At 72.7% G+C, this 17,754-nt stretch carries 15 protein-coding genes; 7 read left to right on the top strand and 8 right to left on the bottom strand.

Annotation, left to right across the window (positions count from 1 at the left end; translation table 11 throughout):
* Positions 1 to 144: 144 nt before the first annotated feature.
* Together ACGH7X_RS12025 and ACGH7X_RS12020 are read right to left on the bottom strand one after the other, a co-directional pair.
* The gene (locus ACGH7X_RS12025) at positions 145 to 1,779 is read right to left on the bottom strand and encodes an alkaline phosphatase D family protein (RefSeq protein WP_399884503.1); all 1,635 of its coding nucleotides are present in this window, start codon (positions 1,777 to 1,779) and stop codon (positions 145 to 147) included.
* 90 nt (positions 1,780 to 1,869) lie between these two features.
* Complete coding sequence (locus tag ACGH7X_RS12020; protein WP_399884501.1) at positions 1,870 to 2,514, bottom strand: HNH endonuclease family protein; 645 nt, start codon at positions 2,512 to 2,514, stop codon at positions 1,870 to 1,872.
* A gap of 421 nt (positions 2,515 to 2,935) precedes the next feature.
* Between ACGH7X_RS12020 and ACGH7X_RS12015 the strand changes: the two genes are divergently transcribed.
* On the top strand, positions 2,936 to 3,517 hold the full coding sequence (locus ACGH7X_RS12015; protein WP_399884499.1) for a TMEM165/GDT1 family protein: 582 nt from the start codon (positions 2,936 to 2,938) through the stop codon (positions 3,515 to 3,517).
* A 207-nt stretch (positions 3,518 to 3,724) separates the two neighbouring features.
* Complete coding sequence (locus ACGH7X_RS12010; protein WP_399884497.1) at positions 3,725 to 4,399, top strand: HAD-IA family hydrolase; 675 nt, start codon at positions 3,725 to 3,727, stop codon at positions 4,397 to 4,399.
* Between the two features lie 384 nt (positions 4,400 to 4,783).
* Here the strand turns inward: ACGH7X_RS12010 and ACGH7X_RS12005 are convergent, their stop codons facing one another.
* Positions 4,784 to 6,040, bottom strand: a complete 1,257-nt coding sequence (locus tag ACGH7X_RS12005) for a peptidoglycan-binding protein (protein ID WP_399884495.1) — start codon at positions 6,038 to 6,040, stop codon at positions 4,784 to 4,786.
* A gap of 213 nt (positions 6,041 to 6,253) precedes the next feature.
* Between ACGH7X_RS12005 and ACGH7X_RS12000 the strand changes: the two genes are divergently transcribed.
* Complete coding sequence (locus ACGH7X_RS12000; RefSeq protein ID WP_399884493.1) at positions 6,254 to 8,320, top strand: DHA2 family efflux MFS transporter permease subunit; 2,067 nt, start codon at positions 6,254 to 6,256, stop codon at positions 8,318 to 8,320.
* Between the two features lie 28 nt (positions 8,321 to 8,348).
* Here the strand turns inward: ACGH7X_RS12000 and ACGH7X_RS11995 are convergent, their stop codons facing one another.
* Entirely contained in the window at positions 8,349 to 8,849 is a 501-nt protein-coding gene (locus tag ACGH7X_RS11995; RefSeq protein WP_399884491.1) for a GNAT family N-acetyltransferase, read from the bottom strand.
* 165 nt (positions 8,850 to 9,014) lie between these two features.
* On the opposite strand from ACGH7X_RS11995, the gene ACGH7X_RS11990 reads away from it, so the two are divergent.
* Both ACGH7X_RS11990 and ACGH7X_RS11985 read left to right on the top strand, forming a co-directional pair.
* Complete coding sequence (locus ACGH7X_RS11990) at positions 9,015 to 9,716, top strand: hypothetical protein (protein WP_399884489.1); 702 nt, start codon at positions 9,015 to 9,017, stop codon at positions 9,714 to 9,716.
* Positions 9,717 to 9,721: 5 nt separating this feature from the next.
* The gene (locus ACGH7X_RS11985) at positions 9,722 to 10,183 is read left to right on the top strand and encodes a hypothetical protein (protein WP_399884488.1); all 462 of its coding nucleotides are present in this window, start codon (positions 9,722 to 9,724) and stop codon (positions 10,181 to 10,183) included.
* A 248-nt stretch (positions 10,184 to 10,431) separates the two neighbouring features.
* On the opposite strand, the gene ACGH7X_RS11980 is transcribed toward ACGH7X_RS11985, so the two are convergent.
* Entirely contained in the window at positions 10,432 to 10,839 is a 408-nt protein-coding gene (locus tag ACGH7X_RS11980; RefSeq protein WP_399884486.1) for a DUF1992 domain-containing protein, read from the bottom strand.
* Between the two features lie 106 nt (positions 10,840 to 10,945).
* Here ACGH7X_RS11980 and ACGH7X_RS11975 point away from each other — a divergent pair, with 106 nt between their 5' ends.
* The gene (locus ACGH7X_RS11975; RefSeq protein ID WP_399884484.1) at positions 10,946 to 11,338 is read left to right on the top strand and encodes a hypothetical protein; all 393 of its coding nucleotides are present in this window, start codon (positions 10,946 to 10,948) and stop codon (positions 11,336 to 11,338) included.
* Positions 11,339 to 11,354: 16 nt separating this feature from the next.
* Here the strand turns inward: ACGH7X_RS11975 and ACGH7X_RS11970 are convergent, their stop codons facing one another.
* On the bottom strand, positions 11,355 to 12,026 hold the full coding sequence (locus tag ACGH7X_RS11970) for an O-methyltransferase (RefSeq protein WP_399884482.1): 672 nt from the start codon (positions 12,024 to 12,026) through the stop codon (positions 11,355 to 11,357).
* 97 nt (positions 12,027 to 12,123) lie between these two features.
* Complete coding sequence (gene proP, locus ACGH7X_RS11965; protein WP_399884480.1) at positions 12,124 to 13,524, bottom strand: glycine betaine/L-proline transporter ProP; 1,401 nt, start codon at positions 13,522 to 13,524, stop codon at positions 12,124 to 12,126.
* A gap of 409 nt (positions 13,525 to 13,933) precedes the next feature.
* Here proP and ACGH7X_RS11960 point away from each other — a divergent pair, with 409 nt between their 5' ends.
* Positions 13,934 to 16,072, top strand: a complete 2,139-nt coding sequence (locus ACGH7X_RS11960; protein ID WP_399884478.1) for a bifunctional glycosyltransferase 87/phosphatase PAP2 family protein — start codon at positions 13,934 to 13,936, stop codon at positions 16,070 to 16,072.
* Here ACGH7X_RS11960 and ACGH7X_RS11955 read toward each other — a convergent pair.
* Positions 16,026 to 17,744: a hypothetical protein gene (locus tag ACGH7X_RS11955; protein ID WP_399884476.1), complete on the bottom strand. Its 1,719-nt coding sequence runs from the start codon at positions 17,742 to 17,744 to the stop codon at positions 16,026 to 16,028. The genes ACGH7X_RS11960 and ACGH7X_RS11955 overlap by 47 nt on opposite strands.
* Between the last annotated feature and the right edge of the window lie 10 nt (positions 17,745 to 17,754).

Raw genomic sequence — 17,754 nt, 5'->3', positions numbered from 1 at the left:
GGAGCGCTCCCACGCCCGCGGCGCGGGCCACGGATGTGTCTCAATTCATACCCGGGACCCATGCCGTTCCATGCCGGTCGATGCCGGTCGATGCAGATCGATGCGGATCGATGCCGGTCGACACCGGCCCGATGCCGTGCCGGCCTACGCCAGCTCGCGATCCGTGGCCGTCCGCAGTGTCGTCGTCCCGTCGCGGTCGGTCCGGGCCTGTTCCAGGCGCAGCCGCGCCGACCGTCCCCGCAGGGTCAGCGTCATGATCTGGTTGCCGAACCAGGGGCCGCCCGTCCTGCGCCAGCTCACCGCCGACGGTGTGCAGCGTCCGTGCCGGAGGACGCGCCGCCCGAGGGCGCGCGCCGGAGCGCTCCAGCCGAAGCGGAAGCCGAGGCGGATCGAGAGCGGCACGGAGTTGTGGACGGGGGAGCAGGTCAGCTGTGCCACCCGCGCGTCGGGCGCACGCCCCGGCCAGGACGGCTCGGCCACGTAGGCGTGGTGCACGTCGCCCGACAGCACGCTCACCGTCGCGGGCGCCCCCGGCCCGGAACCGGCCTCGGCGATCAGGTCGGCGAGGGCGTCGAAGGACGACGGGAAGGCGGCCCAGTGCTCGAGGTCGGCCCCGCGCCGGATCCGCTCCCCGCGCCGCGCCCAGCGTGCCCCCCGCTCGCCGCCGCACATCGCGGCGTTCCACGTCTCCACGTCGTGCACCAGGTGGGGCAGCAGCCAGGGCAGGGAGGTGCCGATCAGCAGGTGGTCGTAGGAGTCCCGCTCGTCCAGGATCTGCTCGCGCAGCCAGGCGGCCTCGCCCGGATCGAGCATCGTGCGGCGGTCCTCCTCCAGCACGCGGGCCGCGCGGGAGTCCACCATCAGCACCCGGGTGCGGCCGAAGTCGCGCCGGTAGCTCCAGCGGACGGAGGCCGGGTCGGCGTCGGCCTGCTTGGCGAAGGCGCGCAGGGCGTCGGTGCCGTCCGGGGTCTCGCGGAGGGCGGCGTAGAGCGGGTCGGCGGCCAGCTCGTCCGGGGAGAGGTTCCCCAGCTGCTGGTACACCCAGTAGGACATCAGCCCGCTCAGCAGCCGCTCCTGCCACCACTCCGTGGCCCGCATGTCGGCGAGCCAGGCCGCGGAGGTGTTCCAGTCGTCGATGACGTCGTGGTCGTCGAAGATCATGCAGCTGGGCACGGTGGACAGCAGCCAGCGCACCTCGGGGTCGAGCCAGGACTCGTAGTAGAGGCGGGTGTACTCCTCGTAGTCGGCGACCTGCTCGCCGGGAGGCTCGGCCAGGTCGCGGCGGCCGGCGATCCAGTGGCGCGTGGCGTCGGAGACCTCGTCGGCGTACACCTGGTCGCCGAGCAGCAGGAGTACGTCGGGCCGCGCGCCCCCGGGGTCGGCCGCCATGCGGGCGGAGAGGGTGTCCAGGGCGTCGGGGCCCACCTCGTCCTTGCCGCCGGCGGGCGGTGCGGCCCAGCGGCAGGAGCCGAAGGCGACGCGTATGCCGTCCTCCTCCGTGGGCGTGGCGATCACCGAGGGCGGGAACGGCGAGTCGGGCGGTGGCCACACGCCCGCCCCGTCGAGCAGCACCTCGTACTCCGTGGCCGTGCCCGGGGTCAGGCCGCTCACCGGGACCAGGGCGTAGTGGTGACCCGCGACCTGGAAGGTGCGGGCCGTGCCCCGGGCGCCGTCGGCGCAGCGCACCTCGGCGGTGCAGGGCCGGTTCGTCTCGACCCAGACGGTCGCGCACGAACCGTCGGTGTACCTCAGCAGTGGTCCCAGGCGCAGATCGGCCACGGTGTGATTCCCTCCTCCGTCGCCCCGTACGGTACGGAACGACGGAGGCCGGCGGGGAGGTTCCGCACCGAACAGTTGTTGGACGGGGCGTCAGCAGTTCGCGAGGTAGCCCTGCAGGGCCGACTTCTCGGCGGAGTCGACCGAGAGGTCGTAGTAGTACTTCACCTGGACCCAGGCGCGGACGTACGTGCAGCGGTAGGCGCTGCGCGAGGGCATCCAGGTGGCCGGGTCCTGGTCGCCCTTGGACTGGTTGACGTTGTCGGTGACCGCGAGGAGCTGGGGGCGGGTCAGGTCGTTGGCGAAGGACTGGCGCCGCGAGGTGGTCCAGGAGCCGGCGCCGGAGTCCCAGGCCTCGGCGAGCGGGACCAGGTGGTCGATGTCGACGTCGCCGGAGGCGGACCAGGTGGCGCCGTCGTAGGGGGAGTACCAGCTGCCCTTGGTGGCGGCGCAGGAGGAGTCGGTGACGACGCCCGAGCCGTCGCGCTTGAGGACGGTCTCGCGGGTGTTGCAGGAGCCGGACTGGGTGATCCAGTGCGGGAAGAGGTCGCGGTCGTAGCCGGTACGGCTCTCCGTCTTCACGGTGAGGGAGGCGAGGTAGGTGCGGGCGGTGGCGGCGCTGACCGGCGTGGGGAGGGCGGCGGAGGCGGCCGGGCCGTTGAGGAGCCCGGCGGAGGCTATGAGCCCGGTGAACGCGGCGAGGAAACCGAGGCGTCGACGCGCGTAGAACTTCGGCATGCGAACTCCCTTTGGGTGTGGGGGTGTTGGGACGCGGGCAGGGGAATGCTCGCGACGCCGCATGGCGCACAGATGTGCGGTCGGTAAGAAGCTAGTGACGTGTGCATGGCACGTCTATACGCGCGACGGGACTTTCGGCCCGCGGGACCGGTCGCCGGCTCGCGTACTATGGACGGCGCAGAAGGGGAGTAGCTCTTCGCCGGGACCGTCGACATACTGCTCAGCTCGTCTGAGCCGGCGCCCGGAGGCAGACCTCGCACGCGGGGCCGGCCAGCGAGACCTTCGGCAAGCAGTGCACGCCCGTGCCGTACGGCAGGGGTGGACCGTGTGCTGCCGTGCCGAGGTGTCACGCGACGCGGACGTGGTGAAGTCCGCGGGAACCAGCACTCTCGGTGGGGCGGCCCCGACCGATTGAGGAATCTTGATCAGCCTGACCGTGACGGCGCTCGTCTTCGGTGTCGTCTTCCTCGCCGAACTGCCGGACAAGACCGCGCTCGCCGGCCTCGTCCTCGGCACCCGCTACCGCGCCTCGTACGTCTTCGCCGGTGTGGCCGCCGCCTTCCTCCTGCACGTCGTGCTCGCGGTCGCGGCCGGCAGTGTGCTGACCCTGCTGCCCCAGCAGATCGTGCACGCGCTGACCGGTGTGCTGTTCCTGGGCGGCGCCGCCGTGCTGCTGATGAAGAAGGACGACGAGGACGAGGAGGTCCGCAAGCCGGAGGACCAGTCCTTCTGGAAGGTCGCCGGGGCGGGCTTCATGCTCATCCTCGTCGCCGAGTTCGGTGACCTGACGCAGATCATGACGGCCAACCTCGCGGCCCGTTACGACGACCCGCTCTCCGTCGGCCTCGGCGCGGTGCTCGCGCTGTGGGCGGTGGCCGGGCTCGGCATCGTCGGCGGGAAGGCCCTGATGAAGCGGGTGCCGCTGCGGCTGATCACGAAGGTCGCGGCGCTGCTCATGCTGGGCCTGGGCGTGTGGAGCCTGTGGGAGGCGATCGCCGGCTGAGCGCCGGCACGTGGCGGCCCCGGCGATGAGCCCCGTTGGCGGGTGCGGGACGGCGTCGGGGCTGAACGGCGGGTGAACGACCGGGCGGCCCGGTGGCGCGATCCCCGGTTGGTTTTGTACCGTGGGTGAACAAAGTGGCTCCCGCCCGTTCTCCCTGACCGGCGGGCGGGGCCGCCTTGTTTCCTCCCCGCGCCTTGGAGTCTGCCGATGACGGCCACCGCCACCACCGTTCTGCCCGCCCGTGCCCTGCTGCTCGACATGGACGGCACCCTCGTCAACTCGGACGCCGCCGTCGAGCGCGTCTGGCGGCGCTGGGCCGGCCGGCACGGGCTGGACGGCGACGAGGTCATGAAGGTCGTCCACGGACGCCAGGGCTACGCCTCGATGGCGCTGCTGCTGCCGGACCGGCCCATGGAGCACAACCACGCCGACAACGCGCGCATGCTCGCCGAGGAGACCGCCGACACCGAGGGCGTCGTCGCGATCCCCGGGGCGGCCGGCTTCCTCGCCTCGCTGCGCGGCCTGCCGCACGCCCTGGTGACGTCGGCCGACGTGGCGCTGTCCACCGCGCGGATGGCCGCCGCCGGGCTCGCACAGCCCGACGTCCGGGTCACCGCCGAGTCGGTCGGCGCCAGCAAGCCCGACCCCGAGGGCTTCCTCAAGGGCGCCGCCGAACTGGGCATCGCCCCCGCCGACTGCATCGCCTTCGAGGACTCCGGCGCCGGCATCGCGGCCGCGCGCGCCGCCGGGATGCGCGTCGTGGGGGTCGGACCGCGCGCCGGGTTCCACGGGCCGGACGTGGTCGTGGAGGACCTGACCCGGGTGCGGGTCGAGGCGGACCCGGACGGCGGGGACGGCGGGCTGCGTCTGCACATCGGCTGACGGCCGCGCTACGGGCTCCGGCGCCCACCCTTCCGGAGCCCACGGCTCCCGCGTCCACGGCTCCTGCGGTTACGGCTCCCGCGTCCACGGCTCCTGCGGTTACGGCTCCCGCGTCCACGGCTCCTGCGGTTACGGCTCCCGCGTCCACGGCTCCTGCGGTTACGGCTCCCGCGTCCACGGCTCCTGCGGTTACGGCTCCCGCGTCCACGGCTCCTGCGGTTACGGCTCCCGCGTCCACGGCTCCTGCGGTTACGGCTCCCGCGTCCACGGCCCCTGCGGTTACGGCGCCTGCGGTTACGGCTTCCGCGTCCACGGCGCCTGCGGTTACGGCCCCTGCGGTTACGGCCCCTGCGGCTACGGCTTCCGCGTCCACGGCCCCTGCGGCTACGGCTCCCGCGTCTCCGACTCGAGTCTGCGGCGGGTGTCCGAGCCGTAGACGCCGAGGTCGTCGGAGTAGATGCCGCGGTACCACTGGTAATGGCGGACCGAGTCCTCGACCTGGCGGTTGTAGTCGCCGTTGAAGTCGCCGCTGTAGAAGCGTTTCTCGGCGAGGCGCTGCTGGAGTTCGACGACCTCCGGACCCTGGTCGCCGCGGTGCAGCGTGGGGCCCCCGTCACGGTCTTGATCGTCGTCCTCGGTCTCCTGCGGGGCGTCCTCGGCCGGCGCGGTGGTGGTCTGCGTCGGCTCGGCCGACCGGGACGGTGTGGGCGAGGCGCTCGATGCCGACGGGGACGGCGAGGCCGAGGCGCTCGCGCCGACGGACGCGGACGGGGACACGGAGGCGGAGGGCGACGGGGAGGCGGAAGGGGACGACGGGGCGGAGGACGCGCTCGGTTCGGCGCTCCGCGAGGCCGCGCCGGTCGACGGGGCCGGCACGCCGGCCCGGACCTCGTCCGGCATCGCCCCGTCCCGCGACGGCGTCTCGTACGAGAACAGCCCGCTCGCGAATCCCGCCGCGCCCACCACGACCACGACCGCTCCCGCGGCGCTGAGCAGTACGCCCTTGCGCCGCCTGCGCGGCGGCCGTCCGCCGCCGTCCGCACCGCGCGCACCGTCCGGGTCCGGAGTCACGGACGGGAGGGGCGCGGTGGCGGAGGACTCGAACAGGCGCAGGTCGTGCGCGCTGGGCGAGCCGGTCGAGGGAGCGAGGGGCGTCGGCAGTACGGGGTCCGCCTCCGTGCCTTCGCCGGATGCCGCTCCGGGTGCCGCTACGGACGGATCGGCACCGGCATCGACCGCGCGCAGCGTCATCGTGGCGTCCGGGTCCGGCGCGGGCGTCCCGGCCTCTATGGCAGCCGCAGCCGCAGCCGCAGCCGGGGTCGCCGGCGAGGGCCCCTCGTCCGCCGAGTCACCCGGCGAATCCAGCGCCTCAGCCGCCTCAGCCGCCTCAGCCGCCTCCGTCGCCTTTGCCGACTCCGAAGGCTCCCCGGCCGCCCCGTCCAGCTCGACGTACGGCCGTATGCGCAGCGGATCGAAGTCCTCCGCCGCGGCCGCCTGGGCCGTACGCGCGTCGCGCAGGGCGTCGGACGCCCGGGTTCCGCAGGCGCAGGACGGGGTGTTGTCCGCCGCCCTGGGTGTGCCGCACTCCGGGCACGATGCCCCCGCAGGCTGCTCCTGCGACGGCTCATTCTGCTGTTCCACGCGTTCGTCCCTCCCCTCGCGACTCCCCTCGCGAACTCCAGAGATTATGCAGATCTTCTCCACACTTCCGCGCACACGCCCCCGGAATGCGGACTTCCGCAGGACTGAAAGGGCCAAATTCGGTCACACCGGCCAGGATGGACGTGCGCGACCGCACCCGTGTCCGCCGTGGGCCACGGGTGGGACCCGCACGAGACACCTGTGGAGGTCCACATGGCCGGAGATGTGCGCGAGGCGACGGACCCGGCGGGTCCCGCGTCCGAGGGGTCGGGGGAGGGCCGGGAGCAGGTCTCCAGTGGCGTGCTCGTCTCCATCGGAGCCCTGCTCCTCGGCATGCTGCTCGCCGCACTCGACCAGACCATCGTGTCGACGGCGCTGCCGACCATCGTCAGCGATCTGGGCGGCCTCGAGCACCTGTCCTGGGTGGTCACCGCGTACCTGCTGGCGGCGACCGCCGCGACCCCGCTGTGGGGCAAGCTCGGCGACCAGTACGGACGCAAGAAGCTGTTCCAGCTGGCGATCGGGATCTTCCTGGTCGGCTCCGCGCTGTGCGGCGTGGCGCAGAGCATGCCGGAGCTGATCGCCTTCCGCGCCCTTCAGGGCCTGGGCGGCGGCGGGCTGATGGTGTTGTCGATGGCGATCGTCGGCGACCTGGTCCCGCCCCGCGAACGAGGCCGCTACCAGGGGCTGTTCGGTGCGGTCTTCGGTGCCACCAGCGTGCTCGGGCCCCTGCTCGGCGGAGTCTTCACCGAACACCTCAGCTGGCGCTGGGTCTTCTACATCAACCTGCCCATCGGCATCGTCGCGCTCGCCGTGATCGCGGCGGTCCTGCACATCCCGCGCCGGGCCGCCCGGCACGTCATCGACTACCTCGGCACCCTCCTCATCGCCTCCGTCGCCACCTGCCTCGTACTGGTGGCCTCGCTCGGCGGCACGACCTGGGCCTGGGGCTCCCCGCAGATCATCGGGCTGGCGGTGGCCGCGGTCGTCCTGGCCGTGTTCTTCGTGGCCGTGGAGCGCAGGGCGGCCGAACCCGTCCTGCCCCTCAAGCTCTTCCGCGTCCGCACCTTCACCCTCTCCGCCGTCATCAGCTTCGTCATCGGCTTCGCGATGTTCGGCGCGATGACGTACCTGCCGACGTTCCTCCAGGTCGTGCGGGGCGTGAGCCCCACCATCTCCGGTGTGTACATGCTGCCGATGGTGTTCGGCCTGCTGCTGGCGTCGACCGTCTCCGGGCAGATCGTCAGCCGTACCGGCCGCTGGAAGGTGTTCCCCGTCGCGGGCACCGCCGTCACCACCCTCGGGCTGCTCCTGCTGCACCAGCTCGACGAGAACAGCGCCACCGCCGAGATGAGCGTCTACTTCTTCGTCTTCGGCCTGGGTCTCGGCCTGGTGATGCAGGTCCTCGTCCTCATCGTGCAGAACGCCGTGCCCTACGAGGACCTGGGCGTCGCCACGTCCGGCGCGACCTTCTTCCGGTCCATCGGCGCGTCGTTCGGCGTGGCCATCTTCGGCACGATCTTCGCGAGCCGCCTCGGCGACCAGCTCGCGGACGCCTTCCGGGGCACCGCCCTGCCGCCCGGCATCTCCGTGGACACCCTCAAGGCCGACCCGCGCGGCATCGGCGCCCTGCCGCCCGCGCTGCGCCCCGAGGCGATCCACGCCTACGCCTCCTCCATCACCCAGGTGTTCCTGTACGCCGCCCCCGTCGCCCTCCTCGCCTTCCTGCTGGCCTGGTTCCTGAAGGAGGACCGGCTGCGCGGCTCGGTCACGGCCCCGGACGCCACCCAGACCCTCGCCAGCAACCCGGTGGAACGGTCCTCCCACGACGAGGTGTGCCGCGCCCTGTCGGTCCTCGGCACCCGTGAGGGCCGCCGGGAGATCTACCGCAGGATCACCGCGCGGGCGGGCTACGATCTGCTGCCGGCGTCGAGCTGGATGCTGCTGCGGGTCAGGAAGTACGGCCGGGTCGAGCCGGCCGTACTGGCGGAGCGCAGCCCCGTCCCGCTGGCCACCGTGATGGCGGCCGCCCGCGAGGTGGAGGAGCGGCACCTCGCCGTCCGTGAGGGCCCCGACCTGGTCCTCACCGCCCGGGGCCGCGAAGTCGCCGAGCGGCTGGCGCTGGCCCGGGAGGAGTCGCTCGCCGAGCTGCTCGGCGACTGGTGGGGCCCGGACCGCCCGACCGACCTGGTGCGCCTCGTGCGGGAGCTGACCGGCGAACTGTGCGGCTCGGAGCGGGAACGCCCGCACGAGGGGCGCACCCCGGCGCGGGCCGGCTGAGCCCCGTGCTCCGTGGCCCCCGGCTCCGTCAGCCCTCGCGCCGCAGCTCCTTGACGAACCAGTGCTCGGCGTACGGATCTTCCTTGTACGCCTCGGTCTCGGTGTAGCCGAGGCGCGCGTACAGGGCACGGGCCTCGACGAGGTCGCCGCGCGTGTCGAGGACGATGCGCCCGGCGCCGAGCGACCGTGCCACGTCCTCGGCGGCCGCCACCAGCAGCGCGGCGCCGCCCCGGCCGCGCAGCCCGTCGTACAGGAACACCCGGGTCAGCTCCGCGGTGGTGTCGTCCAGCAGCCGTACGCCGGAGGTGCCGGCCGGTTCACCGCCGTACCGCGCGACGAGCAGGCGCCCCCGGGGCGGCACGAGGTCGGCACCGGAGTGTGCGGCGATCTCCCGCTCCAGCTCGCCGGGGTCGGTGGGCCGCCCCTCGTGCAGCTGGTACCAGCGGTCGCTCACCTCCGTGTAGTACGCGCGCCACAGGGCGGCGGCGACGGGGGAGTCGTACGGTTCCGGGGCGACGGTCCAGGTCATGTCCGGCATTGTCGGGAGGGGACCGGCTCGGTGCGCAAGCGTATTTTCCCACCGGTACGCGGTCGGCGCGCGCCGTGCGCCGTTTGAGCGCGGACTGCGGGGCAACCCGAAGGGCGAACCGGCCCGCTCGGAGAGCCGGCAGGGCCGAAAACCCGGAAGGCACTCATGTCCACAGGCGTGATCATCGCTTTGATCGTGATCGTGGCGGTCGTGCTCGTCGTCGCGGCCGTACTTGCCCTGCGCGCACGGGGCCCCCAGCACGGCGGAAGCCTGAAGCGGCGCTTCGGGCCCGAGTACGACCGTGCCGTGGCCCGGCACGACGGCGACACCAAGGCCGCCGAACGCGAACTGACCGAACGGGTGGAGCGGCACGGATCGCTGCGCGAACGGTCGTTGGAGCCCGCCGAGCGCGAGCGCTTCGAGGCCCGCTGGACCGCCGCCCAGGAGCGCTTCGTCGACTCCCCGCGCGAGGCGGTCAGCGAGGCGGACCGGCTGCTCGCGGAACTCGCCGGCGCCCGGGGCTTCCCGGACGGCGGACAGTACGAAGAGCAGCTCACGGCGCTGTCCGTGCACCACGCCCACCACGTCGAGGGCTACCGCCGCGTGCACCGCGTGACGCACGCGCGCGTGGACGGCGCGCAGGACGGGGGCGCGGGCACGGAGGAGATGCGCGAGTCCATGGTCGAGGCCCGCGCGCTGTTCGAGGCCCTCATGCGCCCGTCCCGGCACGACGGCACCCGGCACGACGGCACCCGGCACGACGCGGGTCGGCGCCGTCCCGGAACCGACGGCCACGGGCCGGCACCCGCCCGCGCGCACCGCACCCGCACCTGGTCCTTCAACAAGCGTCAGCCGAAGGAGAGTTGAGGCACATGTCCGATGTGACCCGGCAGGTCGGCGGCACCCCCGTCGAGCCGGACAGGCAGACCCAGACCCAGACCCAGACCGAGATCCAGACACCGACCGGGACCCAGACACCGACCGGGACCCAGACACCGACCGGGACCCAGACCGGGACCCGGACACCGACACCGACCCACGGCGAGGGCGCGGCGGCCCTCCCGCGCGACGAGTGGGACAAGCTCGGTCAGCGGCTGCACCATGCGGTGGCCGGGTTCGTCGACGCGCCCCGCGCCTCCGTCGAGGAGGCCGACCGGGTCCTCGAGGAGATCACCGCCCGCTTCACGGACGCCGTGACGCACCGGCGCCGGGCCCTGCGCACGTCATGGCAGGACGTCCCGGAGGACAGCGGCGCGCCGAGCACGGACACCGAACAACTCCGCCTGGCCCTGCGGGACTACCGCGAGCTGGCGGACCGCCTGATGCATCTTTGAATCCTCTCCCGGCTGAAGCAGGGAGATTCCTGGCTCACGCTGCCTGCCGGGTCAGCGGCCAGGCAGGTCTTCCACGGTCAACACCAGCCGGGTTGAAACCAGCCCGGTTGGGACCACAAGCGTGGAGGTGCATGTGCTGTCTTGGTTCTCGATCAGCACGGTGTACGCGCTTGGTTCTCGCAACGGGGCATCCTCGGAGGTAGCCGGTGAACGATGAACGACCCTGACGCGCCCGTGAACGAGGGGCGTTACCGCTCCGCCCGGCGCTCCCGCCACTGCCGTACGACCTCTTCGACGTCGTAGGGCTTGAGACCCAGCGGGGGGCCGGGCGGCGGCTTGAACATGACGTCGCGGATCTTGACGTTGATCTCCTCGACGATGCGCCGCACCACCCGCTCCGACGGTGCCTTCGACGCCGCCTCCAGGGCGTCCTCCGCCTCCTTGCGCAGGGCCAGCGTGGGCGGCAGCACGGAGAAGCCCTCGCGGGCCATCTTCCGCTTGACCCACCACAGTTCGTCGTAGGTGCTGTCGACTTCGCTGGGCAGGGGCTTGCCCGCACCGGGCAGCTGGGCGAACTCGCCGCGCGCGTCCGCATCGCGAATCTGTTTGTCGACCCAGGACTCGAAGTCGACGCCGGGTGGCTTTCGCTCGGTCATGACCCCATTGTGCCGGACACCGCACCACCGGTCGATCTATCATTCTGCGGCGACACGCCGGCGACACGCCGGCGACGGACGTCTCGGGGACCTCGAAGGAGCGCACGTGCTCGAACTCACCATGGCCGCCGTCACCGCGGCGGACGCGGGTGCCACGGCCGGTATGCAGATGGCGGACGCCCCCAGCGAGCCGGACGCGGTGCTGCGGGTGGGCAGGGACAAGTCCGTGTGCCGGCTGTCGACGCCGGACGACTGGCTGTTCGTCTCCCGGGCCCACCTGGAGTTCCGGTGCGGCCCCGACGGCACGTGGGGCCTGACCTGGCTGCGCGGCTCGCAGCAGGACCCCTCCTGCGAGGTCCGGCTCACCGTAGGCGGCCACGCGCAGTCCCTGGCGTACGGCGGCACGGTGCCGCTGCCGCGGGGTGGCAGCGGCGAGGTCGTGGTGCAGGACCGCACGGAGCCGCGCAGCGTCAACGTCGGCTTCTACCACGAGGTGTAGCGCCCGCAGCCGTCGTTCAGGCGAGCACGCGGGCCAGTGCGAACCCGTCGTAGCCCTTGGTGCCGACCGTCTGGAGCGCGGTGCCGCTGAGCCGCGGGTGGCTGCCGATCAGCTCGATGGCGGCGCGGGTGCCGCGTACGTCGTCGCCGGTGTCGTCGGCGTCGGCCACGCGGCCGCCGCGGACCACGTTGTCGATGACGATCAGGCTGCCGGTGCTGGTGAGTTTCAGGGCCCACTCGAGGTAGTGCGGGTTGTTGCCCTTGTCGGCGTCGATGAAGACCAGGTCGAAGGGCGGCGGGTTCTCGTCGGCGAGCTTGGGCAGCGACTCCAGGGCCGGGCCCACGCGTACGTCGACGAGGGCGTCGAGGCCGGCGCGGGCGATGTTGCGGGTGGCGACCTCGGCGTGCCGGGCGCTGTACTCCAGCGTGACCAGGCGGCCGTCGGCGGGCAGGGCGCGGGCCAGCCAGATGGTGCTGTAGCCGCCGAGGGTGCCGAGCTCCAGGATGGTGCGGGCGCCCTGGATCTGGGCGAGGAGCTGGAGGAGCTTGCCCTGGTTGGCGGCGACGTTCACCGGGGGCAGTCCGGCGGCGTCGCTCTCCCTGCGGGCGGCCGTCAGGACGTCGTCGTCGGGTGCGAGGTGGGTGATGAAGTAGGTGTCGACGTCGTCCCAGAGCTGCGACTCGCTCATGCCGGTGTGCACCCCGTGTCTCCAGTCGGTCTAGTTAGCTCTTCTAAGTAGTTGCGCTAACGAATATAGACTCGGGGTGCGGGCACCGCAGGTTCTTTCAGAGGCGTTTTCCGGGGGTGGCCTCCACCGCGGGAGCCGAACCCGGCAGCGGCCGGCCCGCCGACTCCGTCATGAACCACACCGCCACGCCACCGACCACGGCCGCGGCCATCATGTAGTACGCGGGCATCATCATGTCGCCCGTCGCGCCGATCAGCGCCGTCACCACCAGCGGAGTCGTCCCGCCGAACAGGGACACCGAGACGTTGAAGCCGATCGACAGCGAGCCGTACCGCACCCGTGTCGGGAACAGCGCCGGCAGCGCGGACGGCATCGACGCCGTGAAGCAGACCAGCAGCATCCCCAGCGCGGCCATGCCGAGCCCCACCGCGAGCAGGCTGCCCTCGCGGATCAGCAGCAGCGCCGGGACGGACAGCAGCAGGAAGCCCGCGCAGCCCGCCGCGATCACCGGCCGCCGCCCGACCCGGTCGGTCAGCGCGCCCGCGAACGGCTGGACGACCATCATCAGCGCCATCACGGCCAGCACCACGAGCAGCCCGTGCGTCTCGTCGTACTTCAGCTCGCTGGTCAGGTAGCTCGGCATGTACGACAGCAGCATGTAGTCGGTGACGTTGAAGACCAGCACCAGACCGACGCAGAGCAGCAGGGCCCGCCACTGCCCGGTGACCATCTCCCGCAGCGGCACCTTCTTCCGCGTCGCCTCCGCCTTCTCGACCTCGGCCGCGAACGCCGGCGTCTCCTCCAGCCGCATCCGCAGATACAGTCCGACGATGCCCATCGGCCCGGCGATCAGGAAGGGGATGCGCCAGCCCCAGGACGTCAGGTCGCCGTCCGACAGCAGCGCCGTCATCAGCGTCACCAGGCCCGCGCCGCCGATGTACCCGGCGAGCGTGCCGAACTCCAGCCAGCTCCCCAGGAACCCGCGTCGCCTGTCCGGCGCGTACTCGGCGATGAAGGTGGACGCGCCCGCGTACTCGCCGCCCGTGGAGAACCCCTGCACCAGCCGCGCGACCAGCAGCAGCACCGGCGCCCAGACGCCGATCGTCGCGTACGAGGGGATCAGCCCGATGGCGAACGTGCCCGCCGCCATCATGATCATCGTCACGGCGAGCACCTTCTGCCGTCCGACCCGGTCCCCGAGCGGCCCGAAGACCATGCCGCCAAGGGGTCGGACCAGGAACGCGGCGGCGAAGGCGCCGAACGTGGAGAGCAACTGCGCGGTCGGGTTGCCCGAGGGGAAGAAGACCTTGCCCAGCGTCACGGCGATGTAGCTGTAGACGCCGAAGTCGAACCACTCCATCGCGTTGCCGAGCGCCGCCGCCTTGACGGCACGCCGGACGAGCGCGGGATCGGTGGCGGTGGGCGCGGCGACGGCACGCGGGGGGACGGGCGCGGGGGTCGTGCGGGACGGGTGAGTGGCGACGGGGGCGGCCGACAAGACTTCGCTCGCCTACCTTTCGACGGGAACAGGGACGCCACGACCCGCACGGCGGCACTGTCGCCGGGCCGGAAAGAGCCCGCGGCACTCGGCCACGGGCGGAAAAACGACCATAGGCGTTGATGCGCCGCTTACGCCCGGTATGCTTTTCGTTGCACAGTGCACCAAAGTGGCATGCACGCAGGGGACATGCGCGAGCCGCGCGCCGTGCCCCCACCCGCGAGCTGTGATCCTTCTCGCTCCCCGAATCGAAAAGCGGGCGGCAGTCAGGTTGAGTGGGGGTCGCTCGCGTCTTCCTCCGGGGGTGGTGCGAGCCTCATAGGGTTCGCAGGGACGACACACTGCGTACACGAGCGCGGTACGTAGGGTACGTGCGGACGGTACGAACGGGGCGGGAGGCCGACGAGGCGTGGCGAATGCGGAGCACAGTGGGCGACCGGCGGAGTCCTTCGGAGCCTCGGCCGCCGACGCGACCAGAGCACGACTGCGGGTCGCGCGCCTCGGCCTGTGGCTGGTCGCCGCCGTCCTCGCCGTCAGACAGGTGGCCGCGGTCCTCGCCACGCCGCGCGGGGAACGCCTGACGGACCTGGAGACCTGGGTCGGCGAGCACGGCGTCCTGCACGTGGAGGGATCCCTCTACGACTCCACGCAGTTCACCGGCACCCCCTTCGTCGGCCTCGTCCTCAAACCGTTCACCCGCGCCGCCGAGCAGGCCCTCGGCTGGGGCTGGACCTTCGGCTCGCTGCTGCTGGTCGTGGCCCTCGGCCTGGTCGCCGCCCGCGCCCTGCCCAAGCCGGTCGGACGCCGTACGGCGCTGCTGGCGGCGCCGGTCGCCATCAGCCTGCTGATGCTGTCCCTCCCGGTGCGCAACGCCTTCTGGCTCGGCCAGACCAGCATCATCCCGGTCCTCCTGGTCCTGCTGGGCTGCTTCGCCGTACGCGGAGAGCACGGCGACCGGGTGGGCGGCGTGCTGATCGGCGTCGCCGCCGCGTTCCAGCCGACCGTCCTCCTCTTCGTTCCCCTGCTGTGGTTCACCGACCGCAGACGGGCGGCCGCGACGACGGGGCTCACGTTCGTCGCCTGCACCGCCGTCGCCTGGGCGGCCATGGCGCACGACTCGTACACGTACTGGGTCCACCACATGGCCGGCGTGGGCCTGGGCGGGGAGGCCGACGACCTCGCCAACCAGTCGCTGCACGGCGTCCTGCTGCGACTGGGCCTCTCCGGCCCCCTGGAGATCGTCCTCTTCCTCGCCCTCGGCGCGGCCGTCGCCGTCCTCGCCCTGCGCCGCGCCGTGCGCTACGCCCGCGACGGCCAGCTGCTGCTCGCGGTCGCCGTCACCGGCTGCGCGGCCGTGGTCGTGTCCCCGGCGACCTGGCAGCACCAGCTGCTGTGGGTGCTGCCCGCGGTCGTCGGCCGGGTCGGCAGACGGGCCTCCGACCGGTACGTGTGGCCGGTCGCGGTCGTCCTGGTCATGACGCTGCCCGCGAAGATGATGCTGCCGAACATGTCGGCCCTCTACCCGCTGCGCGACAACGTCGTCCTGCTCGCGGCCCTGGCCGCCGCCGTCGCCGTGCCGTTCCTGCCGCGCACGTCGCCGCACTTCGACGCGCCGGTCCCGACGAGTGCCGCGCCGCCGGTCCCCACCCGCTTCAAGCACGTCCCCCTGCTGCCGTTCCTGCGCCGGGTCCTCACCCGCCCCAACCTCCTCCTGGAGCTGCTCCTCATCCGGGTCACCTACGCCGCCTACTCCCAGGTCCGCCTCGCGGCGACCGGCGGCAGCAACTCGGCGGGCCGGGCCCGTGCGGAGGAGCACGGCCAACAGATCTTCGACCTCGAGCGGTTCCTGCACATCGACATCGAGCACGCGATCAACCACGCGGTGGTCGGAGTCGGCTGGCTGCGGGACTTCTTCGACTTCTACTACACGTCGTTCCACTTCATCGTCCCGCTGACCGTCCTCGGCATCCTGTACTGGCGCCGCCCCGTCGACTACCGGTGGGCCCGCGCCTCCCTCGGCTTCGCCACGCTGCTGGCCCTGGTCGGCTTCTGGCTCTACCCGCTGGCCCCGCCGCGGCTGATGCCGGGGCTCGGGATCATCGACACGGTGCACGGCGCGCAGGACTTCACGAAGCCGGACTACGGCACGCTGACGCACCTGACCAACCAGTACGCGGCGATGCCGTCGCTGCACTTCGGCTGGTCGCTGTGGTGCGGGGTGGTGATCGCGCTCATCGCGCCGAGGGTGTGGATGAAGGCCCTGGGCCTGCTGCACCCGCTCTTCACCGTCTCGGCGATCGTGGCGACCGGCAACCACTGGGTCCTGGACGCGGTGGGCGGCGCGGCCGTGGTCGCCGCGGGCTTCGGCCTGACGTACCTGTTCCAGGGCCCGAGGGCCCGGACGGTCACGGCTGCGGCCGAGGCCGCCAACGCCGCGCAAGCCCCGGCCCCTCAGCCGACGCCCGCGCCGACCAAGGAGGGCGCCACCGCCGCCGAAGGCCTCAGCAGTGATCCCCCGCACCCGGCGACGGACCGTACCGGGAGCTGAGCCGGTACTCACCTGGCGCCTCGACGGTCAGCCGGGTGAACTCGCCGTCCTGGGCGAGGCATCCGCCGTCGCTGTGCAGCCATGGCGACCAGGCGACCCGTACGGTGACCGCGCCGGGCCGGTCCACGCGCAGCACGAGGTCGGCGCCGGTGGCGGTCACGACGGTGCCCGGCGCGGAGACGAGCGGTACGGCGTCCCGCACCCGGTAGACCCGCCAGTGCGCGTCCTGCCACACGGGCTCCAGCCACCCGGGCCGCAGCTCCTGGTCCCGCACGAGCGCCGCCTCGGCCCTGGCCGGGCCGTCCGGCTTGCCGAGAGGGAGGACGACGAAGCCGACCGCCCAGTGGTCAAGCCACTCCCGGTAGGTGGCGGCGGAGAAGGTGCCGTCGTAGAAGAGGCGGGCGCGTTCCACGTCGAGCTGCCGGTTCCAGCCCCGGGCCAGGTTGACGTGCGGGGCGAGCCGGGCCGCCTCGCGGTGGTTGCGGGCGGGCACCACCTCGACCCGCGAGCGGTCGGCGCCGAGCCCCTCCAGCGCGTGCACGACACCGTCCGTCTCCGCGGCCCAGGCGGGCACGACGGTGTACTCCTTGAGATCGTCGGCGGTCTTCTTCCCCACCCACCCGACGGAGAAGACGAGCGCGACGACCAGCAGACCGCGCGCGAGCCGCCGCAGCCGGGCCGCGGTGAACGGGGAAGCGGCAAGCGGGGAAGCGGCGAGCGGGGAAGGGGAAGCGGCAAGCGGGGAAGCGGCAAGCGGGGAAGCGGTGAGCAGGGCCGCGAGCAGCACGGCGGGCGCGAACAGCTCCGCGAATCGTTCGACGTTCGTGCCGACCGGCGAGGCGACGAGGTACGTCAGTACGGTCCCGGTCGCGTAGACGGCCCCGCTCCACCGGGCGACCCGCCAGGTGCGCGGGGCGAACAGGGTGAGGGCGAGGCCGAGCACGACCGGCGGCCATATGCGGCCCGCCGGCATCGGCTGCTCCCCCGTGAAGGGGAACAGCAGCGTCGTCAGTCCGACGACGCCGGCCGGGGGTATCAGGAGGACGAGGGCGCGCCGCCAGTCCCGTACGAGCAGGAACGCGGCCCCCACGACGGCCAGGAACAGCCCGGCCACCGGCGAGGCCATGGTGGCGAGCGCCGCGTACCCGGCGGCGAGATACAGCCGCCGCTCCCGGACCAGCGGCACGCAGGCGGCCAGGGCGAAGGCGACGCCGAGCGCGAACGTGGTCCGGCCCGAGGCGACGTTGCACCACAGCGCGAGCGACGCGAGCAGCGCGGGCCACAGCGGCCGGCGCACCCCGCCCCGCACGATCAGCACGGCCGCCAGCCAGGAGGCGGCGAGACCGGACACCACGGTGACCGTGCGCACCCCGAGCACGGCCATCAAGTACGGCGAGATCACGCTGTAGTTGGCGGTGTGCATCCCGCCGTACCAGAACAGCCCGTACGCCGAACCGCCGTGCCGCGACGCGAAGTCGGCCCACGCCTGCTGCGCGGCGAGGTCACCGCCGCCCGTGGCGAGAAACGCCCACCACACCACGTACAGCGGAATGGTGGGCAGCGTCGCGAGCAGCGGCACACGATGCCGGTGCCCGAAGGCACGCAGGGCCTCGCTCGGACGTCTTTCCCGACGCCGTTCGGGCCGGGGGACGGTCAGTTCGGCAGGGACCACGGTCGCGGTT

The organism is Streptomyces sp. BBFR51 (genome assembly GCF_044591655.1).
Lineage (GTDB): Bacteria > Actinomycetota > Actinomycetes > Streptomycetales > Streptomycetaceae > Streptomyces.
Note: the sequence above shows the minus strand (reverse complement) of the source record. Positions and strands in the feature narration are given on the sequence as shown.

Bases quoted from the DNA above. Each gene is read 5' to 3' on its own strand.
- ACGH7X_RS11995 (WP_399884491.1), bottom strand. From the start codon at position 8,849: ATGACCTGGACCGTCGCCCCGGAACCGTACGACTCCCCCGTCGCCGCC.
- ACGH7X_RS11970 (WP_399884482.1), bottom strand. From the start codon at position 12,026: ATGAGCGAGTCGCAGCTCTGGGACGACGTCGACACCTACTTCATCACC.
- ACGH7X_RS12020 (WP_399884501.1), bottom strand. From the start codon at position 2,514: ATGCCGAAGTTCTACGCGCGTCGACGCCTCGGTTTCCTCGCCGCGTTC.
- ACGH7X_RS11980 (WP_399884486.1), bottom strand. From the start codon at position 10,839: ATGACCGAGCGAAAGCCACCCGGCGTCGACTTCGAGTCCTGGGTCGAC.
- ACGH7X_RS12000 (WP_399884493.1), top strand. From the start codon at position 6,254: ATGGCCGGAGATGTGCGCGAGGCGACGGACCCGGCGGGTCCCGCGTCC.
- ACGH7X_RS11990 (WP_399884489.1), top strand. From the start codon at position 9,015: ATGTCCACAGGCGTGATCATCGCTTTGATCGTGATCGTGGCGGTCGTG.
- ACGH7X_RS12010 (WP_399884497.1), top strand. From the start codon at position 3,725: ATGACGGCCACCGCCACCACCGTTCTGCCCGCCCGTGCCCTGCTGCTC.
- ACGH7X_RS11985 (WP_399884488.1), top strand. From the start codon at position 9,722: ATGTCCGATGTGACCCGGCAGGTCGGCGGCACCCCCGTCGAGCCGGAC.